Origin of the sequence: Cohnella sp. GCM10012308 (assembly GCF_042649185.1) — a bacterium.
Classification (GTDB): domain Bacteria; phylum Bacillota; class Bacilli; order Paenibacillales; family Paenibacillaceae; genus Cohnella.
On the sequence record NZ_JBHRYU010000001.1, the window covers coordinates 602524 to 620062 of the forward strand.

A 17539-nucleotide genomic window follows, 5' to 3' on the forward strand; every position below is an offset into this window, starting at 1 on the left:
TCGCCGCCGCTCCCCCAGCTCTGTTACCCGATTTTCCCGGCGATAACACCTGGATCGCCGGGCCTGCGTCATTTCCTCGGTTCAATCCGCGCCATCCGCCGCCGGCGCCTGCTCGCCCTCGCTGCCCAAATAAATGCGGATGACCGAGCCCTTCTGCACCCGCTGCCCGGCTTCGGGCGCCTGGCGCAGCACTGTATCCCCTTTGCCGGAGGCCGACAGCTGAAAGTTCATGTTCATGTCCTCGTACAGATCCGTCACCGACTTGCCCACGAGGTTAGGCACATTCACCATCGGCAGCTCGCCGAGCTTGTATTCCTTGCCGATCTGGTCCTTGCGCGGTTCTACGCCGAGATAAGGCAGCGCGTCGGCCATGATATTGCGTACGATCGGCGCCGCGACGACGCCCCCGAACTGGATGCCCTTCGGGTTGTCGACGGCGACGTAGACGATCAGCTGCGGGTCGTCCGCCGGCGCGAAGCCGATGAACGAGACGATATGCTCGCTCGCCGAATACACGCCGTTAATGACCTTTTGCGCCGTCCCCGTCTTGCCCCCGACACGGTAGCCGTCCAGAAACGCGTTGCCCCCTGTCCCCTGCGCCACGACGCTCTCGAGCGCTTCGCGCACCTGCTTGGACGTCTCCGGCGAAATGACCTGACGCACGAGCTCGGGCTCGATCTCCTGCAAGGTCTCGCCCGTATCAGGATTGACCCAGGCCTTCGCCACATGCGGCTTGAACAGCTTGCCACCGTTGATCGCGGCGGCGACCGCCGTGATCTGCTGGATCGGCGTCACCGACACGCCTTGGCCGAACGCCGTCGTGGCCAGCTCGACCGGACCGACGTTCGCAAGCTTGAACAGGATACCGTTTTCTTCCCCGCCGATATCGATGCCGGTCCGTTTGCCGAAGCCGAAGTTTTTAATATACTCGAACAGCTTCTCCTTGCCGAGCCGCTGCCCCAGCGCCACGAAGCCAGGATTGCAGGAATTTTCGACGACCTCCAGGAACGACTGGCTGCCGTGCCCGCCTTTTTTCCAGCAGCGCAGCCTCGCCCCGCCGACCTCGACGTAGCCGGGATCGTAAAAGGTCTCGTTTTTTAAATTGACCTTGCCTTCCTGAATGGCCGCGGACAACGTAATGATCTTGAACGTGGACCCCGGCTCGTACGTCATCCAGATCGGCAGATTCCGGTTGTATACTTCCGGCTCCGCTTCCTGATAGCGGTCGGGCTGGAACGTAGGCCGGCTGCCCATTGCCAAAATTTCTCCGGTCTTCGGATCCATCGCGATGGCGATGACGTCCTCCGCCTGATACTTCAGCATCGCCTGATCCAGCTCGCGCTCCACGATGGACTGGATCTTCTGATCGATCGTCAGCTGCAGCGTCAGTCCGTCTCGCGGCGGCTGGTAGGCTTCGGACGAATTGGGCATCTGCCGACCGGCTGCGTCGGTCAGAAACGAAATATTGCCGCGCGTGCCCGACAGCAATTGATTGTACTGCTTTTCCACGCCGGTCAGGCCGCTGTCGTAGCCGGTAATGCCGAGCACCTGCGCAGCCATCGTGCCGAACGGATAAAAGCGTTTGTTATCTTCCGCGACATAAATGCCGGGCAGCGCCAGATCGCGAATCTGCTGGGCCAGCTCCAGCGTAATTTTGCGTCCGCCGGGACGAAGGTTCACGTTGCTGGCTTTCTTTTTCAGCATTTCGAGCACCTTGTCCTGCGCCATGCCGATCAGCGGGGCCAGCTTGCTCGCCGTGCCTTCCTTGTCCTTCACTTGCGCCGGCACCGCGTAAACGGTCGGCGAGCTGATGTTGTAGGCGAGCTTGATGCCGGTACGGTCCGTGATCGTTCCTCTTTTGGCCTCGAACGGAATCTGGCGGCGCCACGACTCCTCCGCCTGCTCGGCCAGCTTGCCTCCCTTGACCAGCTGCACGTATGCGAGGCGCGCGATCAGCGCCATAAACCCGATCCCCACTGCGAGCAGCGCCAGCAGCAAGCGCCGCCTCACCGTCACTTGCGAGATTCTCACGCAGGTCAGCCCCCTCCCCGGAATATCGGTGCGTTACTCCCACCCTATTCCATGGAGAAGGGGCTTAGAACAAGCTATGCCTGTCTTATGCCTGCCTAACCGGATGTAGCCTTAGACGAAGATGCGTCAGTCGCCCGCGTCGTCCACCGCGCTGCCGTCCACGTCCGCTGCGCCTGCGCCGTCGCTTGCGGCGCCGCTTTGGTCCTGCTTGCCGGCCGTTGTCTCGGTCGCTTGCGGCGCAATCGTCGTACCCGCCGGCGGCGACAGCGTCAATGCGATCGAAAGCTTGTCGCCTTCCCTGGTCGCCTGCTGGCCCGATACGTAGCCTTGGCCGCTTGCCGTGCAGGAAGCGCCGAGCAGCGAGCACATGTCGAGCGCGTCGCGGAGCGACAGCCCCTTCAGGCTGGGCACGCTACCGAGCGTTTTCTCGGTCATGAGATACACATGCTGGGAGGTCGGCAGGACGGTGCCCGCCTTGGGCAGCTGGGACACGACTTTGTCGCCTTTGCCGAGCACGATCGCTTCGAACGAGCTGTTCCCCAGCTTGCTTTTGGCCTGCGTCGTCGTTAAGTTCGTCACGTCGACGACTTTGGCGGTGATCGGAGCCGGCGTCGCCTCTGCGTCGTCCTTCTTCTCCTTGTCCGCATCTTTTTGGATGTCGGGCAGCACCCCGAGGTGGAGCAGGGATTTTTGCATGATCTCCTTGAAAATCGGAGCGGCGACCGAACCGCCGCCAAGCGTCTTGTCATCCGGCTCGTCCACGAGCACGTAGAGCACGATCTTCGGGTCCTCCACCGGCGCGTAGCCGATGAACGAGACGACGAACTTGTCTTCGGCGTAGCCGCCGGATGCCTGCGCCTTCTGCGCCGTGCCTGTCTTGCCCGCGATCCGGTAGCCTTCTATGTAGGCGTTGCGCCCGGTGCCGATTACTTTATCGCTGACGACCTGCTCGAGGTACTCGCCGACCTTTTTGGACGTCTGCTCCGAGATGACCTGGCGGATGACCTTGGGCTCGGTCACGACCTTCTCTCCCGTATTCGGATCCGAGATCGACTTGATAATATGAGGCGCCATCAGCTTGCCGCCGTTGGCGACCGCCGCGACCGCCGCGACCTGCTGGATCGGCGTGACGGATACGGCCTGTCCGAACGTCGCCGCCGCGTAGTCGCGTTCCCAAGTCAGCTGCGTCGTGCCCGCGATCTCGCCGGCCAGCTCGATGCCCGTCTTTTGGCCGAAGCCGAAGTTGTCGATATACTGCTTGAACTTCGTCTTGCCGAGCTTCTCGTATCCGAGCTTGACGAACGCTACGTTACTCGAACGCTTCAAGCCTTCCAGATACGTGATCTCGCCCCATCCGCCGCGCTTGATGTCGTTAACGGGCTTGGACTTCGGGATCTGCACGGTGCCCGACATATATTTGTCGTTCGGATTAAACAGTCCTTCCTGAACGGCTGCCGCCAGCGTCACGATTTTAAACGTGGACCCCGGTTCATAGATGGACTGCACCGCGTTATTTTTGAAGGAGGACAGGTTTTTAGCGTAATCCCAGTAGTTGTTCGGATTGAAATCGGGCAGGCTGACCATGCCGAGAATGTCCCCCGTCTTCGGATCCGCCGCGATCGCGGTCATGCTGAGCGGATGGTACTGCGCGTAGGCGGTCTTCATCGCCTGTTCCATATAATACTGAATGTCCCGGTCGATCGTCAGCGTCACGTTTTTGCCGTCGACCGCCTGCTTCGCTTCGATCTCGCCGTCGGCGAGCTGCGTGCGCTTGCCGTCCTTGACGTAGGTAATGGAACCTTCCTCGCCTCTTAGATCTTCGTCGAGCGTCTTCTCGAGTCCCATGATCGCGACGCCTTCCTTGTTCTGATAGCCAAGGATCTGGGAAGCAAGCGAACCGTTCGGATAATAGCGTTTTTTGTCTTCGATCAGGTAAATGCCGACGTCCTTCTTGCCTGTCAGCTGGCGCATCTGGTCGCGGAAGGCCGTCAAGCGGTCGGCGACTTCCTTGTCGACCTTCCAGCCTTCGGGCTGCACTTCGCGCTGGGAATAATAAACGCCTTTGCTCGTTTTCGCATCGATAATCTTGCGCACCTCGGTCTCGGGCTTGCCGAGCACGCTCGTCACCTTGGCCGCGATCTGGTCGATCAGCTTCCACTGCGGATTGGCATCGTCAAGCTGGTGGATGATCTTGGGACTAAGCGCGAGCGTATACGCCGCGGCATCCCCGGCCAGCACCGTGCCGGTACGGTCGGAGATCGTGCCGCGTTCCTGGACGAGTTTCTTGGTCGTAACCCACGTACTGCGGGCTTGCTCGGACCAGAATTCCGCGTGCGCCACCTGTACCCAGTAGATTCGCCCCCATAAAGCGACAAACAGGAGGGTAATTACCCCTCCCGCCAGCAGCGTTCGCAATTTGATTCGTTTCGTCATTTCCCTCACCTTCCGTTCAAGCTCGGACTCAAGGCCGCGGCTCTCGCGTCCGTTAGTTGCCGTCCGTGGACAACGTCAAAGGCTTTTTACCGTTGTCGTAGCCGTATCCCTTCTCGGCGGCCAGCTTCGCGATTCTCGCCGGATCCCGCAGCTTGTCCACTTCGCGCTGCAGCTCCTTCGTTTGATCCGCGCCCGTTTCGTACTCGCTCGTAATTTTTTGGATGTCGCGGTTCATCTCGTACAGACTCGCATTGCGATACAAGATCAATCCCGCTACGGCGACGCATACGAACACGGTGAGCAGATACAGCAGCTTCTCCCCGACCGGAATGCTCTTGCGGCGAACGTAAGACGCCGTCTGAGGCGCCGCCGTGCGCTGCTGTTTTTTCTGCTCCGGCTGACGCTCCTCGCGAACCGCCAGATTGCCATAATAACGCATGTTCTTCGCTCCCCCCGCGCTTGGATGTCTCCAGCTTGTCTACTTGTCTATTTGAATTGCGGCAATCGGCCGTTAATTGACGAAACGCGAAGCTTATCCGCGCTCGTCCGCTGCGTCCGGATCCAGCTTTTCCGCGATTCTGAGCTTGGCCGAGCGTGCCCGGTTGTTCAACTCGAGCTCCGCGTCGGAAGGCACGATCGCCTTTTTCGGCGTGAGCTTCAGCCTGCCTTCGCCCCAGACCGTCACGGGGAATCCCGGCGGGCTGATGTTGGCGGGCACTTCCTTGACGAACGTCTCTTTGCAAATACGGTCCTCCAGCGAATGAAACGTAATGACGGCGATGCGTCCGCCCGGAGCGGCACAATCGATCGCCTGCTCCAGCGCGTCGCGGAACGCCTCCAGCTCATCGTTAACGGCGATGCGTATCGCCTGGAAGGTCCGCTTCGCCGGATGGCCTCCCGTACGCCTCGCGGCGGCGGGAATCGCCGTCTTCACGAGCTCTGCGAGCTGCGCGGTCGTCTCGATCGGCGACTTGGCCCTCGCTTCCGTCAGATGGCGGGCGATTTTGCGCGCAAACTTCTCCTCGCCATAATCGCGCAGGATGCGCGACAGCTCCCGCTCGTCCCACTCGTTCACGATCTCTCTTGCGGTGAGCGGCTGCCCGCGATCCATGCGCATGTCGAGCTCTGCGTCATGATTGTAGCTGAAGCCTCTGTCGGCTTCGTCGAGCTGAGGGCTCGATACGCCCAAATCGAACAAAATGCCGTCTACTTGCGGCATGCCGTCTTTTTCCGGTACGCCCGCTTGCCGCAGCGCGTCCGCGAGATGCCGGAAGTTGCTTTTCACCAGCGTCACGATGTCGCCGTATGGCGCCAGTCGCTCCCGCGCGTGGGCGAGAGCGGTGTCGTCCTGATCCAGACCGATGAGCCTGCCCCCCGGGGCGAGACGCGAAGCGATCAATTCGCTGTGTCCTGCGCCTCCCAAGGTACAATCGACGTAGATGCCGTCTTCGCGGATATTCAGACCTTCTACCGCTTCTTCTTTAAGCACGGTGATGTGGTGGAACAAAGTATGGCCTCCCGGCAACCCTCGCGGTCATGCTATCGGTTGCTTCTGTCTATGTAGTGGTGATGTGTAAACGAAACGTGCTTCGAGACTTCGCGACGACGTCCTCTGCTCAGAAATGAAAATCGAAATCGACCAGCTTCTCCGCGATCTCGTTAAACGATTCCTCGGAGGCATGACTGTAGGCTTCCCAAGTCGCCTTGTCCCAAATCTCCACTCTCGTGGATACGCCGATAATCGTGCATTCCTTATCCAGCTTGGCATAGTCTCGCAAGTGATTCGGAAGGTTGACCCTTCCCTGCTTGTCCCATTCGCCCTCGGAAGCGCCTGAGAACAGCAGCCGGGAAAAAGCTCTCGCATTGGCCGCCATGGACGGCAGCGCGCGAAGCCGCTGCTCCAGCTGCGCCCACTCCTCGCGGGGATAAACGAACAAGCAGCTGTCGAGTCCGCGGGTGACGATAAAGTCGGTGCCCAGCGCGTCGCGGAATTTAGCGGGAATAATGATTCGGCCTTTGTCGTCGATCGAATGCTGGTATTCCCCTAAAAACATGACCGCTGCACACCCCCTCCATATTCCACCACTTCACTCCACTTTAAACCACTTATGATGACTATTCGCGCAAAAAAAAAGAAATCCTGCTTTAAAAGCAGGATTTCTTCAAAATATTTTAGGTTATTAAAAAATCGTCATTATTCGTGGCCTGCCCAGCTGTCCAGGTACGATTTTTGCTCATCGCTCAAGGTGTCGATGGAGATGCCCAGGGACTCCAGCTTCGCTCTCGCCACTTGCTCGTCGAGCGCGTAAGGCACCTTGACGACCTGCTTGCCGATCGATTCGTAGTTCTCGTTGACGTAACGCAGGGAGAGCGCCTGCAGCGCGAACGTCATATCCATGATCTCCGCAGGGTGGCCGTCTCCGGCGGCCAAATTCACGAGACGCCCTTCGGCGAGCACATAAATCTTGCGGCCGTCCTTCAGGCGGTATTCCTCGATGTTGCGGCGCACGGTGCGCTTCGATACCGACATCGCTTCGAGCTCGACGAGGTTCACCTCGACGTCGAAGTGGCCCGCGTTGGACAGGATCGCTCCGTCCTTCATCTGCGCGATATGCGCGCCGGTGATGACGTCCTTGTTGCCCGTGACGGTGACGAAAAACTCGCCCACCTTAGCCGCTTCTTCCATCGACAGCACCGTGAACCCGTCCATGTACGCTTCGACCGCCTTGATCGCGTCCACCTCGGTGACGACGACGTTCGCGCCAAGCCCTTTGGCGCGGAGCGCCACGCCCTTGCCGCACCAGCCGTAGCCGTTGACGACGACGGTCTTGCCGGCGACGACGAGATTGGTCGTCCGGTTGATGCCGTCCCATACCGATTGGCCGGTGCCGTAACGGTTGTCGAACAAGTATTTGCAGAAGGCGTCGTTGACGGCTACCATCGGGAATTGCAGGGAGCCGTCTTTTTCCATTGCCTTGAGACGGAGGATGCCCGTGGTCGTCTCTTCGGCGCCGCCCCGGATGCCCAGCAGCAGATCTTGGCGCGTCGTGTGCAGCATCGTGACCAGGTCGCCGCCGTCATCGATAATGAGATCCGGCTTCGTCTCGAGCGTCCGCTCGAGGAGGCTGTGATACTCTTCGGGCGACGGGTTGTACTTGGCGAATACGGCGATGCCGTCCTCGGCCAGCGCGGCGCAGACGTCGTCCTGCGTAGAGAGCGGATTGCTGCCGGTGATCGCCACTTCGGCGCCGCCGGCCTGAACGACCTTCGCCAGATAAGCCGTCTTCGCTTCGAGGTGGAGCGAGATGGCGACCTTCAGCCCTTTAAAGGGAAGATCCTTGGCGAACTGCTCGCGAATCCGGTTCAGCACCGGCATATGGGCCTGGACCCAATCGATCTTGAGCTTGCCCTCCGGGGCGAGCGACGGATCGCGGATAATGCTGGACAACGTCGTTTTCATGAACAACAAACCTCCTGATGTCGGCCGCCGGGCTCGGCCTGCTGTTGGGCCATCAATCGATGGCCGCCCGTGACGTCGAACGGAATGCAGCGCATGGCGCTAAGCCACCCCATGCCGTACCGGTTAATAAAATGTACGATGCCGTAGACGCGTTCTTGCGGCTGCTCCATCGGGCGCAGCGAGTGCAGCATCCGGTCCCATTGGCGCAGCGACGACTCGTGACGCCCCGCGAGCGCGCCGGTCGTGCGCTGCTCGAGATAGGCGATCTGCTCGAGGATGAGCTCCATGTTGCTCTCCCCGAGCTTGACGAGTCCCCGGTCGACCTGGGACACCGTATCGAGCACCGGCGCGTACAGCTCTCCGAAACGAGCCTTGACCTCGGCGAACCGGCCGCCGATATCCCACGTATCCTGCGCGGCAAGCCAATCCCGCTTCAGCCGCTCGCCATCCGCGGCGATCTGCTCCGCGGTGACGCCGTATTTGGCCAGCAGCTTCTCCACCTGCGGCTCGAGATAAGTAAACGACTGCCTCGGCACGATGACGGGCATCTCCAGCCCGAAGGCCGAGAAAGCCGGTCCGAGCGAAGCCCAATAGGCGATCTCGGAAGGTCCAAGCACCGTAGCGAGCACCGGAAGCAGATAATCCTGCATGAGCGGACGCGAGAGCGCGTTGTTGCTGAGTTGCTCCGGACGCTCGGCCGCCATCCGCAGCAGCTCGTCTCTGTCGTATGCGAGTCCGCCCTTGCGGTCCTCAAAGCGGTCGCCTTGCCTGAAGAGCAGCATACGGCCCTGCTCCGCGTGCACGAACAGGTTGGCGCCGTCCGGCGCGGACTCCGCCTGGATCGGGTAGCCCAGCCGCTTGACGGCCTCCTCGCCGGAGGCAAGCGCGGCGCTCAAACGTTCGCTGCCCGTGACGAGTTCTCCGAACAGGCCGCCTTCGAGCCGGCGGATCGCAGGATCGTCCGCGTCCATCAGGACGAGGCCGTCGTCCGCGAACCACTCGGAGAGCAGGCGGGCGAACGCCAGCGTCAGCGTCGGCGCGTCGTTTGCGTGCATCCTGATTTGCCGCAGCAGATTCGGTTTAAATTCGGTATCAGGGAGCGTCAGCGCAAGTTCCGTGAGCGCGACCTCCCAATCGACCGCGGAGAGCGGCGTTCTGCTGACGGCATGGCGGGGCCCTTCCGGCCGGCCCAGCTTGACCTTGCGCGGCTCGCCCTCGCCCGGGGAAACGTATAAATGATTGGCTTCTTCGAAATCATGGTCCTCGCCGGCGATCCAGAATACCGGCACGACCGTGCGGCCCAGACTGCGCGACGCGTGCTTCGCCGCCTGGATGACGGTCAAGGCTTTGTACGCGATCAGGAGCGGACCGCCGAACAGCCCGGCCTGCTGGCCGCCGACGACGGCGAGGGCGCCTTCGCCGGCGAGCGCCTCGATGTGCTGCAGGGCGAGCGGCCCCGGGCTCAGCCGGCGCTGGTAATCTAGCAGCGCCTCGCCGAGCCGCCTTCTGTCCACGCGGCCGCCCGCGCCTTGATCGAGCCGCGCGGCGCGCCGGCTCCAAGCTTCTATATCTCTGCAGTGGGCGCTTCCGAACAGCGCAGCGACCTGATCGTCGCCGCGTCTGTATGCTTCGGAGAGAGACTGCGCCGTCCCGTCATTAAAGGGAGTCGTATTCATCCCGGACATCCTCCCGTCCGAATGGTGTCATTCTCGATTGTACATGAAGCGGCCGGATATCGTCAAAGAAATGAAGGAGGAATTCATATGCCCATGCATTGGCGCATTCTGAACGCGGCCGGTTGGCTCGGGGTCGTCGCCGTCAACGCGGCCGCCGCAACCGGCGGTCTTTTCGGCAGATCGTCGGGAGAAGTATCGGACAAAGTCCCGACGCTCGTCACGCCTGCCGGCTATGCCTTTTCGATCTGGAGCGTCATTTATTTACTCGCCCTGTGTTACGTCGTCGCCGCCTTTTTGCCTAGCCGGCGGGACGACAAGACGATGAAAGCGACAGCGCCCTGGTTTTTCGCAAGCTGCCTGTTCAACGTCGGCTGGCTGCTCGTCTGGCACTCGGAGCGCTATACGGCGTCCGCGTTCGTCATCGCCGGTCTGCTGCTGACGTTGATCGGCTTGTACCTCTCGTCCCGCCCCGCCGCCCGCGCCGCGGGAGACCGAGCCGGCTTCTTCCTGATCGCGCTGCCCTTCTCCGTCTATCTCGGATGGGTGACGGTCGCGACGATCGTCAACATCTCAGTCGCGCTCCGGGCGGCCGGCTGGGACGGCTGGGGCTTGCCCGACCGCACGTGGGCCGTGGCCCTCTTCGTCGTCGCGGCAGCCCTCGCGGCCGTCGCCGCATTCAAGGACAAGGACCCCTGGTTCCCGCTGACGGTCGCCTGGGCGCTGATCGCGATCGGCGTGAAGCAGCAGGAAGCTTCGCAGCTCGTCGCCGTAGCCGCCTGGACGGCCGCCGGCATCGCGATCGCGGCCGCCCTGATCAAGCTGCGCGGCATCGCGGGCCTTAAGCCGCGGCGGAGTTGACGGCGGCTCGCCCGCCTCGGCGCCAAACGAAGACCCGCCCCTCGCAACCAGCGAGAAGGCGGGTCTTTGTCCGGCATGCGGCTTATTCCCATTCTCCGCCGGCGAGGAACCGCACGATCTCGATCAGCATGAACAGCACGTACAAAGCTGCCAGCCCGAAAAACGACAGCCGCCAAATCGCGCGGAAAAGCTTGAGGCCGTCCACTTTGCCGCGGACCCGGTATTGCGCATTTCCGATCAAGCCCGCCCCGAGCAGCATGAAGAGGAGAATGATATAAAACCCCATTTGAATGCCGAATGCACGATTGAGCAAATAGCTCACGATGCCGATCAGGAATATCGTCGTCATGTCCATCGCAAGCCCCATCGCGCGCTTCTTGTCGCCCGTCTGCATCGTGGAGATGCCGTAGACGGCGGCGAACGGAATGACGGAGCCGATGGCCAATACGGCGTAAGCGGATACTAACGCATTCCACAAGCGCGTTCACTCACCCTTCTCTGTCGTCGCCCCGCATCGCCGACACCAGTGCGACAAGCGACTCGTTATATGGCGCTTCCTTCCCATGCTGCGCCGCCAGGCGCGCGACGGCGCCGTTGATCGACGCGATCTCGGTAGGGCGGCCCGCCAGCACGTCCTGCAGCATGGAGGAGCGGTTGGCCGCCGTGCGCGCGCACAGGTCGAGCACCTCTTCCCAGAGGTCATCCTCGCTGCGGAGCCCGCTGGCTTCCAGCACGGACAACGTCTCGTCGAACAACGTCCGCATCAGCGTCAATCGCTCGGGCGTGCGGACCAATGCGCCGTTCTGAACCCGCAGCAGCGCCGTCAGCGGATTGACGACGGCGTTGCCGAGCAGCTTCCGCAGCATTCTCTGTGCCATATCATTCGACAGCGTCGCGGAAAATCCTGCCTGTTTCAGCATCGCCGCGAGCGGCGCAGCAGCGCTTTCTTCTCCTGTCGCAAACACAGTGCCTCCCCGCTCGAAAAGCGGGGCCGGCCCGAGCCGAATCTCGCCTCTGCCCGTATGGCGCACGGTCGTCGCATCGACCCGAAGCGCCCCCTCCGTCGTAACGGCCGCAAAGACGCTTCTGCCCGGCAAGCGCGAAGCCAGCAGGTCCGTATGGCCGATGCCGTTGCAAAACGCCGTCACCGAGGCGCCAGGCGGCAATACCGCGTCCATGCGGTCCACAAACGCGGGCGTCAGCGCCGTCTGCTTGACGGCGAGCAGCGTATCGCCCGCAGGCCCGTCCCACACGTCGTCCAGCGCCGCCGCGTCCACTGCGGCTCGCACGTCCGCCTCTCCCGGCGCGGACAGCACCGTCACGCCCCGGGCCGCCAGCTCGTCCGCCTGTGCGCGGGTTCTCGTTCTCAAGCAAACGCGAGCGCCCGAAGCCGCCAGCCTGCCCGCAAGCAGCAATCCGATCGCGCCGCCGCCGATGATCTGAATGTTCGCCAACGCGCTTTCCCCCTCTTATTTCGCCATTCGCCTCTTAATTCGCCGTTCGTCTCTTATTAAGGCATTCGCCGCTCGCCTCGCCCGTTCTGCCTGTCCAAGAAATACCATACCTTGTCTCGCATGCCCGCACAACGGCGTCATCGTTTTTCCGACTTAAAAAGCCGTCCCTTCGCCGCAAGCGACGAGGGGACGGCTCTTTATAGGTACTTCATAGGAACTTCGAAGGTAAGCGCTTATAAACTACTCGATACGCTCCAGGTTGCCGTTGGCATCCATTTTGAATCTCGTTTTCTCTTCGTCCGGCTCCTCGGACAAGATCGCTAGCCTGCGCGCCCGATCCATAATTCGGATAAGCGCTTTATAATCGTCGTTGACGACCTGGTAGTCGGTTTGCGCCGCGTCGGCCTGTCTGGACAGACGGTCGTTGATCTCCCGGAGCGCGCTGAGCTGCTCGTTCTTTTCTCTTAATTCCTTCTCCAGCAGCTTCACCTGCTTGCCTAGCTCCTGAACGGAGCCCTTCCACTGCTTCAAGTAGCGGATGACCGCTTCAAGGCTGAGCGCGTCGGAGCCGATCAGCTCTCCCTTGCCGGCGATCTCTTCATCGGCCGCAGCCGAAGGCCGATCGTCCGAAGGCAGCGCGATCGCGCCCTGCTTTTTGAGATAATTGCGCTTTTGCCGCTGTTGCTTGGAAATACTGATGGCGTCGTCGTAGCGCTTTCGAACGCAGCTGTTCCAACGGAATCCGCATGCCGCGGCCGTTCTTGCGATCCGCTGCCCGACCTCCTCGAACGCGGCGAGCTGCGTGCTCCCTTCCCGTATGTGGCGAAGCGTAATCTCCGCCAAAATCAGATCGTCATCCGCGCTCCATGCATCTTGTCTAATAGCCGCCATGCGGTCTATTCCCTCCTCGATCGCTCGCATTACTTGCTTTCTTTTTTTATCTGTATGCCCGTGATAGAAATCATAGAATCTATCGGATACCTCTAGGTATATCCATTTTTGCACGTCGTATACCTTCCGCTCGCGGGGCTCTTAAAACTTGCGGACGACAAGGCGAATAGCGGTCCGCCGGGAAGGCATACTAGGCTTGGACGAAAAGTTTGCCATTTCGTCACGAATCACCGTTTACACTGCACCCGAACCGTGGGTATAATATGCTGTAGAAAAATGGTTAGAGAAACGCTGAAGGGGGATTACCATGGCACGCATGTTCCGGATGCTTGGTTTCTGGACGCTCGCGATCGCGCTCATGTCGTTTGCAGGCGATATGTATGAAATGGCGCTTCTGTTCTTTATTCAGACGGCCGCCTTCTTCTTGCTCGGTTACCTGAAGTTCACGGAGCGCACATACGTCTTCATGTTCTGGGGCTATATGATCATCGCGTTCCTCGGCTTTACCTATTGGTCCGTATTCGAGATGGGCTTGCCAGCTTAACCATTAATCTTAGGCACGCCTAAAGGCCGGAGCTAACCGCTCCGGCCTTTTTACGTTCATGAACATATTGCGGGCAATCGGGCTTCTCCGCCGCGCTTCTCCTCTCTCGCGATAGGGTTCTTTTCGTCTATAATGAGGTAGAAACGCATAAGCTTGACTACCGCCGCACCGTCTGGCAGAGAGAAAGGAGGGCCCGATGCGGAGATTCGTACTGTTGGCCGTCGCCGTTTTGCTGCTCATGTCGCTTTTTCCCGGTAAAATCGTACCGACGCCGCCTCCCGTATACGCGGAGCCGCTAACGGAGACGACCCGGCAGCTGCTGGAAAAAGGGCTCAGCGTCGTGGAAATCGACAGAGAGATCGAACGGATCTCGGCGCTGCGTGAAGAAACCGAACGGAACATTGCGCAAAACGAAACAAAACTCGCGGAGCGCCAGCTCGCCATCGCGGCGCAGCGCGAAAAAGCGGGACGCGTGTTGCGAGCCTACTATATGGGCCAGAAGGAAGCGATGCTCGGCATCCTCGTCAACTTCAAATCGTGGGCCGGCTTGCTTAGAAGCTGGGACTTGATGGATACGATATTCGAAGCCGACCGGCGTACGCTGGCCGACTTCAATCGGGAATACGAGGAGATCCGGAAGGGTCAGGACAAACTGAAAAACGACAAGGACGAGCTGTCCCGCGTAGCCGCCGACCTCGCGAGCCAGCGCGACCGGGTCGCGGCGCTGCAGGCCGAAATTCAAAATGCGATCGACGGAAGCGAGGATCCCGCGCTTGCGCGCAAGCAGCTCGAAGAAATACAGTCCTATTGGCAAAGCGCGGGTCTTTACGAAGTGAGACGCCACTTCAGCGCGCTGGCCAAAGCGATGAACAAGCTGCCGGATTGGATCCAGGATCACCCGGGGGCGCTAAAAACAAAAGGCTTGTCGACGACGCTTACCTTGACCGACGCGCAGTTGAACGATTTCCTTCATACGCAAAGCGAGCTTCTCAAGGACTTCAGCATTTCGTTCAAGCCGGGCCTCTTGTCTCTGCAAGGAAAAAGCGGGTCGATGGAAGTCGCCGTCACGGGCACTTATACGGTCGAGAACGAACCAAAAAATGCCATTATGTTCCATATGGATACGCTTGTTTTTAACGGACTGACGCTGCCTGACACGACCCGCGACGATTTGGTGCGCGACTTTGATCTCGGCTTCTATCCGCAGCAGGTAATGGCCTATCTCAAAGCCGACAGCGTAGCCCTCGAAGACGGCAAGCTAATCGTGAAGCTGAAGATCGGCAAGTAGCCCGCTCCATCTAGCGGGCCAGTCCGCCAAGGCGAGCCTGCCCTGCCGCCAGTCCGTCCAGTAAATACCGATTTTATTCATCAGCAGCGGCCATTCGGGGCCGGCTTGGGGCGCCCAGTTCGGGTATTGCTGCGCGCCCCTCCCAGTCAAGGCCGGCAGCGCGTGGCGATCGGCGTAAGCTGACCGGTATACGGGCAAATACCCCGCCTCGTCATAATTATCGAGCTGAAGCTGCGTTTCGGTCATCGCCGCGATCCAGGTTTTCGCCGCGCTCTCGCCCTGCGTTCCTGCGCCGATGACAAAGGAAGCGCCGCCCTCGAACGCATACGCCTTGTCCCAGCCGCTGCGGTCGATGGACAATCCGGCTGCCGCATCCGCGCCAAGGCTCGCGATGCCCTTCTCGGCCACCGACAGCCGCGTGACCGCGGCCGCATATTGTCCCGAAGCCATCGCTTGCCAGAACGAGGCGTCGCGATCCGGCACCCGCAAGCCGACCGTGCCGCGAAGGGTGTCCAGCATCGCCGCGGCAGGACCCGATCCCCACGGGCCGTTCGAATCGCCCAGCAACAAATCCGGCCTGATCCCTGTGGACGCGCCAAGCCAGGTGAGGAGCGCAGCCGAATCGCGCTCGTCAATCGCGAGCCAGGGCCGGCTCCCCTCGCTTGCCATCTCCGCACCCAACGTCGCCCAATCTTGGGCACCCAGCGGTAGCGACAAGACGCTTCCGTCTTGTCGCGCGGCCGCGGACAAGCGTGCGCGATTCCACACGACGACATAAGGATCCATATGATGCGGCACGCCCCACATGTAACCGTTCCACTTGAGCGGGGCGGCGACCGCCTCGAACTGCTCGGACAGCGCGTCGCCCTCGAACGCGGCGTCCGCCGGCAGCAGCATGCCCGAGACGGCCAGTCTCTTGACCCATATACTAGGGATGAGCGCGACGTCGGCGCCTTCCTCCGCCTTGTGCCAATTATCGAGCAGGTCCGCCGCATCGTCCGGATCGACGCGCTCCAGTTGGACGCGGATGTCCGGATGACCGCGCTCGAACGCCGCCGACTGCCGCGCAAGCAGCCGGTACGTATCCTCCTCCTGAATAATCTTGACGGTCAGGTCCGCATGCTGCTCGGCGAAAACGGGCTCTTCCTCGATCGTCTCCTGGCCCTCCGGCGCCGCGTCCGGCGCGAGGTCCGGCTCCGGCGCGGAAGCCCACGGCGAAGTCAACAGCACTGCCAGCATGAGCAGCATGAGCACGACGACATACTTCCGGCGCGTCACGATCCAACACCTTCCTTCGCCCGCTGCCGCAGGCGCAATCGTTTGGTTCCATGATAGCAGGATTAAGCCGCCTTGTCGCCTTTTCATGCAAACGCTTCCTCCGTAATGCGGCCCGGATAGCGATTCTTGCGAGCGAGACCGACGTAAAACGGGCCGGACGCATCGATTGCGTCCGGCCCTGCTTCTTGCCGATAATCTCGCTTAAAGCTTCTCCGCGGCCAGCTGGGCGAGCTTGGAGCGCTCCCCTTTTTCCAGCGTCACATGTCCGCTGATGCCCTCCGCCTTGAAGGTTTCGACCAGATACGTGAGTCCGTTGCTCTGCGCATCCAAGTAAGGATGGTCGATTTGCTCGGGATCGCCCAGCAGCACGATTTTACTATGCTCGCCGACGCGCGAGACGATCGTTTTCACCTCGTGCTTGCTCAGGTTCTGAGCCTCGTCGATAATGATCAGCTGTCCCGGAATCGACCGCCCGCGAATGTACGTGAGCGCCTCGACCTGGATGCTGCCGAGTCCCATCAGGATTTTATCCAGGTCTCCCGATTTTTTCGTATCGAACAAAAATTCCAGGTTGTCGTAGATCGGCTGCATCCACGGCCGCAGCTTTTCTTCTTTCTCCCCCGGCAAATAACCGATATCCTTGCCCATCGGCACTACAGGACGGGCGATGAGCAGTTTTTTGTACTTGTGTTCGTCTTCGACCTTCAATAGCCCCGCAGCCAGCGTAATCAGCGTCTTGCCGGTGCCGGCCCGCCCCGTCAGCGTCACGAGCGGAATCTCGTCGTTCAGCAGCAGCTCGAGCGCCATGCGCTGCTGCGCATTGCGGGCGGTAATACCCCATACCGGCTCGTTGGACAAGTGCAGCGGCTCGAGTCTCGCGCCGTCCTGGCTCACCTTCAGGAGGGCCGACTTGGACGTGCCGAGCTCATCGCGAAGAATGACGAATTCGTTCGGGTGCAGCTTTTGCTTGAGTCCCAATTGATTGATGCTCAGAAACCGGTACGTATAAAATTCATCGATCTGCGCCGGATGGACGTGCAGCGTGACCTGGCCCGTATAGTGGTCGGTGCCCTCGGCGATCCGATCGGACAGGTAGTCCTCGGCCGTGACGCCAAGTACGTCCGCCTTGACGCGAACCAGCACGTCCTTACTCACGAGGATGACAGGACGCGCCGATTCCGGCTGTTCCTGTTCCTCCAGATGATAGTTCAGCGCGACCGCCAGGATGCGGTTGTCGTTGGTCATCTCCCCGAATAGCTCCTGCACCCGTACGAAGCGGCGATGATTCATTTCCACCTTCAGCACGCCGCCGTTTTCCAGAGTAACCCCGTTGTGCAAATGCCCGATCTCCCGCATGCGGTCGAGCTCCCTGGACACGAACCGGGCATTGCGCCCGATCTCGTCCGCCAATCTTTTCTTGGAGTCGATCTCCTCGAGCACGACCGAAGGAATGACGACCTCGTTCGAGCCGAAGGCAAACAAAGCGAGCGGATCATGGAGCAGCACGTTCGTATCGAGCACGTAAATTTTTTTCACGGCGGTTCCTCCCGGTTGAGACGGATTGTGACGTATTTACATACCGGCGCATGGGACAGGGAATCATAGTACCAGGTGGAGCTTGCTTGA

At 60.7% G+C, this 17539-nt stretch carries 15 protein-coding genes; 3 read left to right on the forward strand and 12 right to left on the reverse strand.

Annotation, left to right across the window (positions count from 1 at the left end; genetic code table 11):
- Positions 1-81: 81 nt before the first annotated feature.
- The 7 genes from ACFOTD_RS02760 to bshC all read right to left on the reverse strand — a co-directional run bounded on the left by ACFOTD_RS02760 (position 82) and on the right by bshC (position 9600).
- Positions 82-2031, reverse strand: coding sequence for a stage V sporulation protein D (locus tag ACFOTD_RS02760; protein ID WP_378115473.1), 1950 nt, complete (start codon positions 2029-2031; stop codon positions 82-84).
- A gap of 126 nt (positions 2032-2157) precedes the next feature.
- A complete protein-coding gene (locus ACFOTD_RS02765; RefSeq protein ID WP_378115475.1) occupies positions 2158-4464 on the reverse strand; it encodes a penicillin-binding transpeptidase domain-containing protein in 2307 nt (768 codons plus the stop codon).
- A 52-nt stretch (positions 4465-4516) separates the two neighbouring features.
- Positions 4517-4903 (reverse strand): cell division protein FtsL, encoded by a 387-nt coding sequence (gene ftsL2 / locus ACFOTD_RS02770; protein WP_378115477.1) that lies wholly within the window; start codon positions 4901-4903, stop codon positions 4517-4519.
- 93 nt (positions 4904-4996) lie between these two features.
- Complete coding sequence (rsmH, locus tag ACFOTD_RS02775; RefSeq protein WP_378115479.1) at positions 4997-5971, reverse strand: 16S rRNA (cytosine(1402)-N(4))-methyltransferase RsmH; 975 nt, start codon at positions 5969-5971, stop codon at positions 4997-4999.
- Positions 5972-6080: 109 nt separating this feature from the next.
- Positions 6081-6518 carry a division/cell wall cluster transcriptional repressor MraZ gene (gene mraZ / locus ACFOTD_RS02780; protein WP_277567075.1) on the reverse strand — a complete coding sequence of 146 codons (438 nt, stop codon included), beginning with the start codon at positions 6516-6518 and terminating at the stop codon, positions 6081-6083.
- A gap of 140 nt (positions 6519-6658) precedes the next feature.
- Entirely contained in the window at positions 6659-7924 is a 1266-nt protein-coding gene (locus tag ACFOTD_RS02785; protein WP_378115481.1) for an adenosylhomocysteinase, read from the reverse strand.
- Entirely contained in the window at positions 7921-9600 is a 1680-nt protein-coding gene (gene bshC, locus ACFOTD_RS02790; RefSeq protein ID WP_378115483.1) for a bacillithiol biosynthesis cysteine-adding enzyme BshC, read from the reverse strand. Before bshC ends, ACFOTD_RS02785 begins: the two co-directional genes overlap by 4 nt.
- A gap of 87 nt (positions 9601-9687) precedes the next feature.
- On the opposite strand from bshC, the gene ACFOTD_RS02795 reads away from it, so the two are divergent.
- Positions 9688-10458: a tryptophan-rich sensory protein gene (locus ACFOTD_RS02795; protein WP_378115485.1), complete on the forward strand. Its 771-nt coding sequence runs from the start codon at positions 9688-9690 to the stop codon at positions 10456-10458.
- Positions 10459-10540: 82 nt separating this feature from the next.
- On the opposite strand, the gene ACFOTD_RS02800 is transcribed toward ACFOTD_RS02795, so the two are convergent.
- The 3 genes from ACFOTD_RS02800 to ACFOTD_RS02810 all read right to left on the reverse strand — a co-directional run bounded on the left by ACFOTD_RS02800 (position 10541) and on the right by ACFOTD_RS02810 (position 12803).
- Positions 10541-10936 (reverse strand): DUF3397 domain-containing protein, encoded by a 396-nt coding sequence (locus ACFOTD_RS02800; RefSeq protein ID WP_378115487.1) that lies wholly within the window; start codon positions 10934-10936, stop codon positions 10541-10543.
- A gap of 10 nt (positions 10937-10946) precedes the next feature.
- Complete coding sequence (locus ACFOTD_RS02805; RefSeq protein WP_378115489.1) at positions 10947-11912, reverse strand: ketopantoate reductase family protein; 966 nt, start codon at positions 11910-11912, stop codon at positions 10947-10949.
- A gap of 240 nt (positions 11913-12152) precedes the next feature.
- A complete protein-coding gene (locus ACFOTD_RS02810; RefSeq protein ID WP_378115491.1) occupies positions 12153-12803 on the reverse strand; it encodes an RsfA family transcriptional regulator in 651 nt (216 codons plus the stop codon).
- Between the two features lie 307 nt (positions 12804-13110).
- Between ACFOTD_RS02810 and ACFOTD_RS02815 the strand changes: the two genes are divergently transcribed.
- Entirely contained in the window at positions 13111-13347 is a 237-nt protein-coding gene (locus ACFOTD_RS02815) for a DUF2626 family protein (protein ID WP_090115152.1), read from the forward strand.
- A gap of 196 nt (positions 13348-13543) precedes the next feature.
- Positions 13544-14635, forward strand: a complete 1092-nt coding sequence (locus tag ACFOTD_RS02820) for a coiled-coil domain-containing protein (protein ID WP_378115493.1) — start codon at positions 13544-13546, stop codon at positions 14633-14635.
- Here the strand turns inward: ACFOTD_RS02820 and ACFOTD_RS02825 are convergent.
- Both ACFOTD_RS02825 and ACFOTD_RS02830 read right to left on the reverse strand, forming a co-directional pair.
- The gene (locus tag ACFOTD_RS02825) at positions 14606-16000 is read right to left on the reverse strand and encodes an extracellular solute-binding protein (protein ID WP_378115495.1); all 1395 of its coding nucleotides are present in this window, start codon (positions 15998-16000) and stop codon (positions 14606-14608) included. The genes ACFOTD_RS02820 and ACFOTD_RS02825 overlap by 30 nt on opposite strands.
- A 114-nt stretch (positions 16001-16114) precedes the next feature.
- Complete coding sequence (locus ACFOTD_RS02830) at positions 16115-17449, reverse strand: PhoH family protein (RefSeq protein WP_378115497.1); 1335 nt, start codon at positions 17447-17449, stop codon at positions 16115-16117.
- Between the last annotated feature and the right edge of the window lie 90 nt (positions 17450-17539).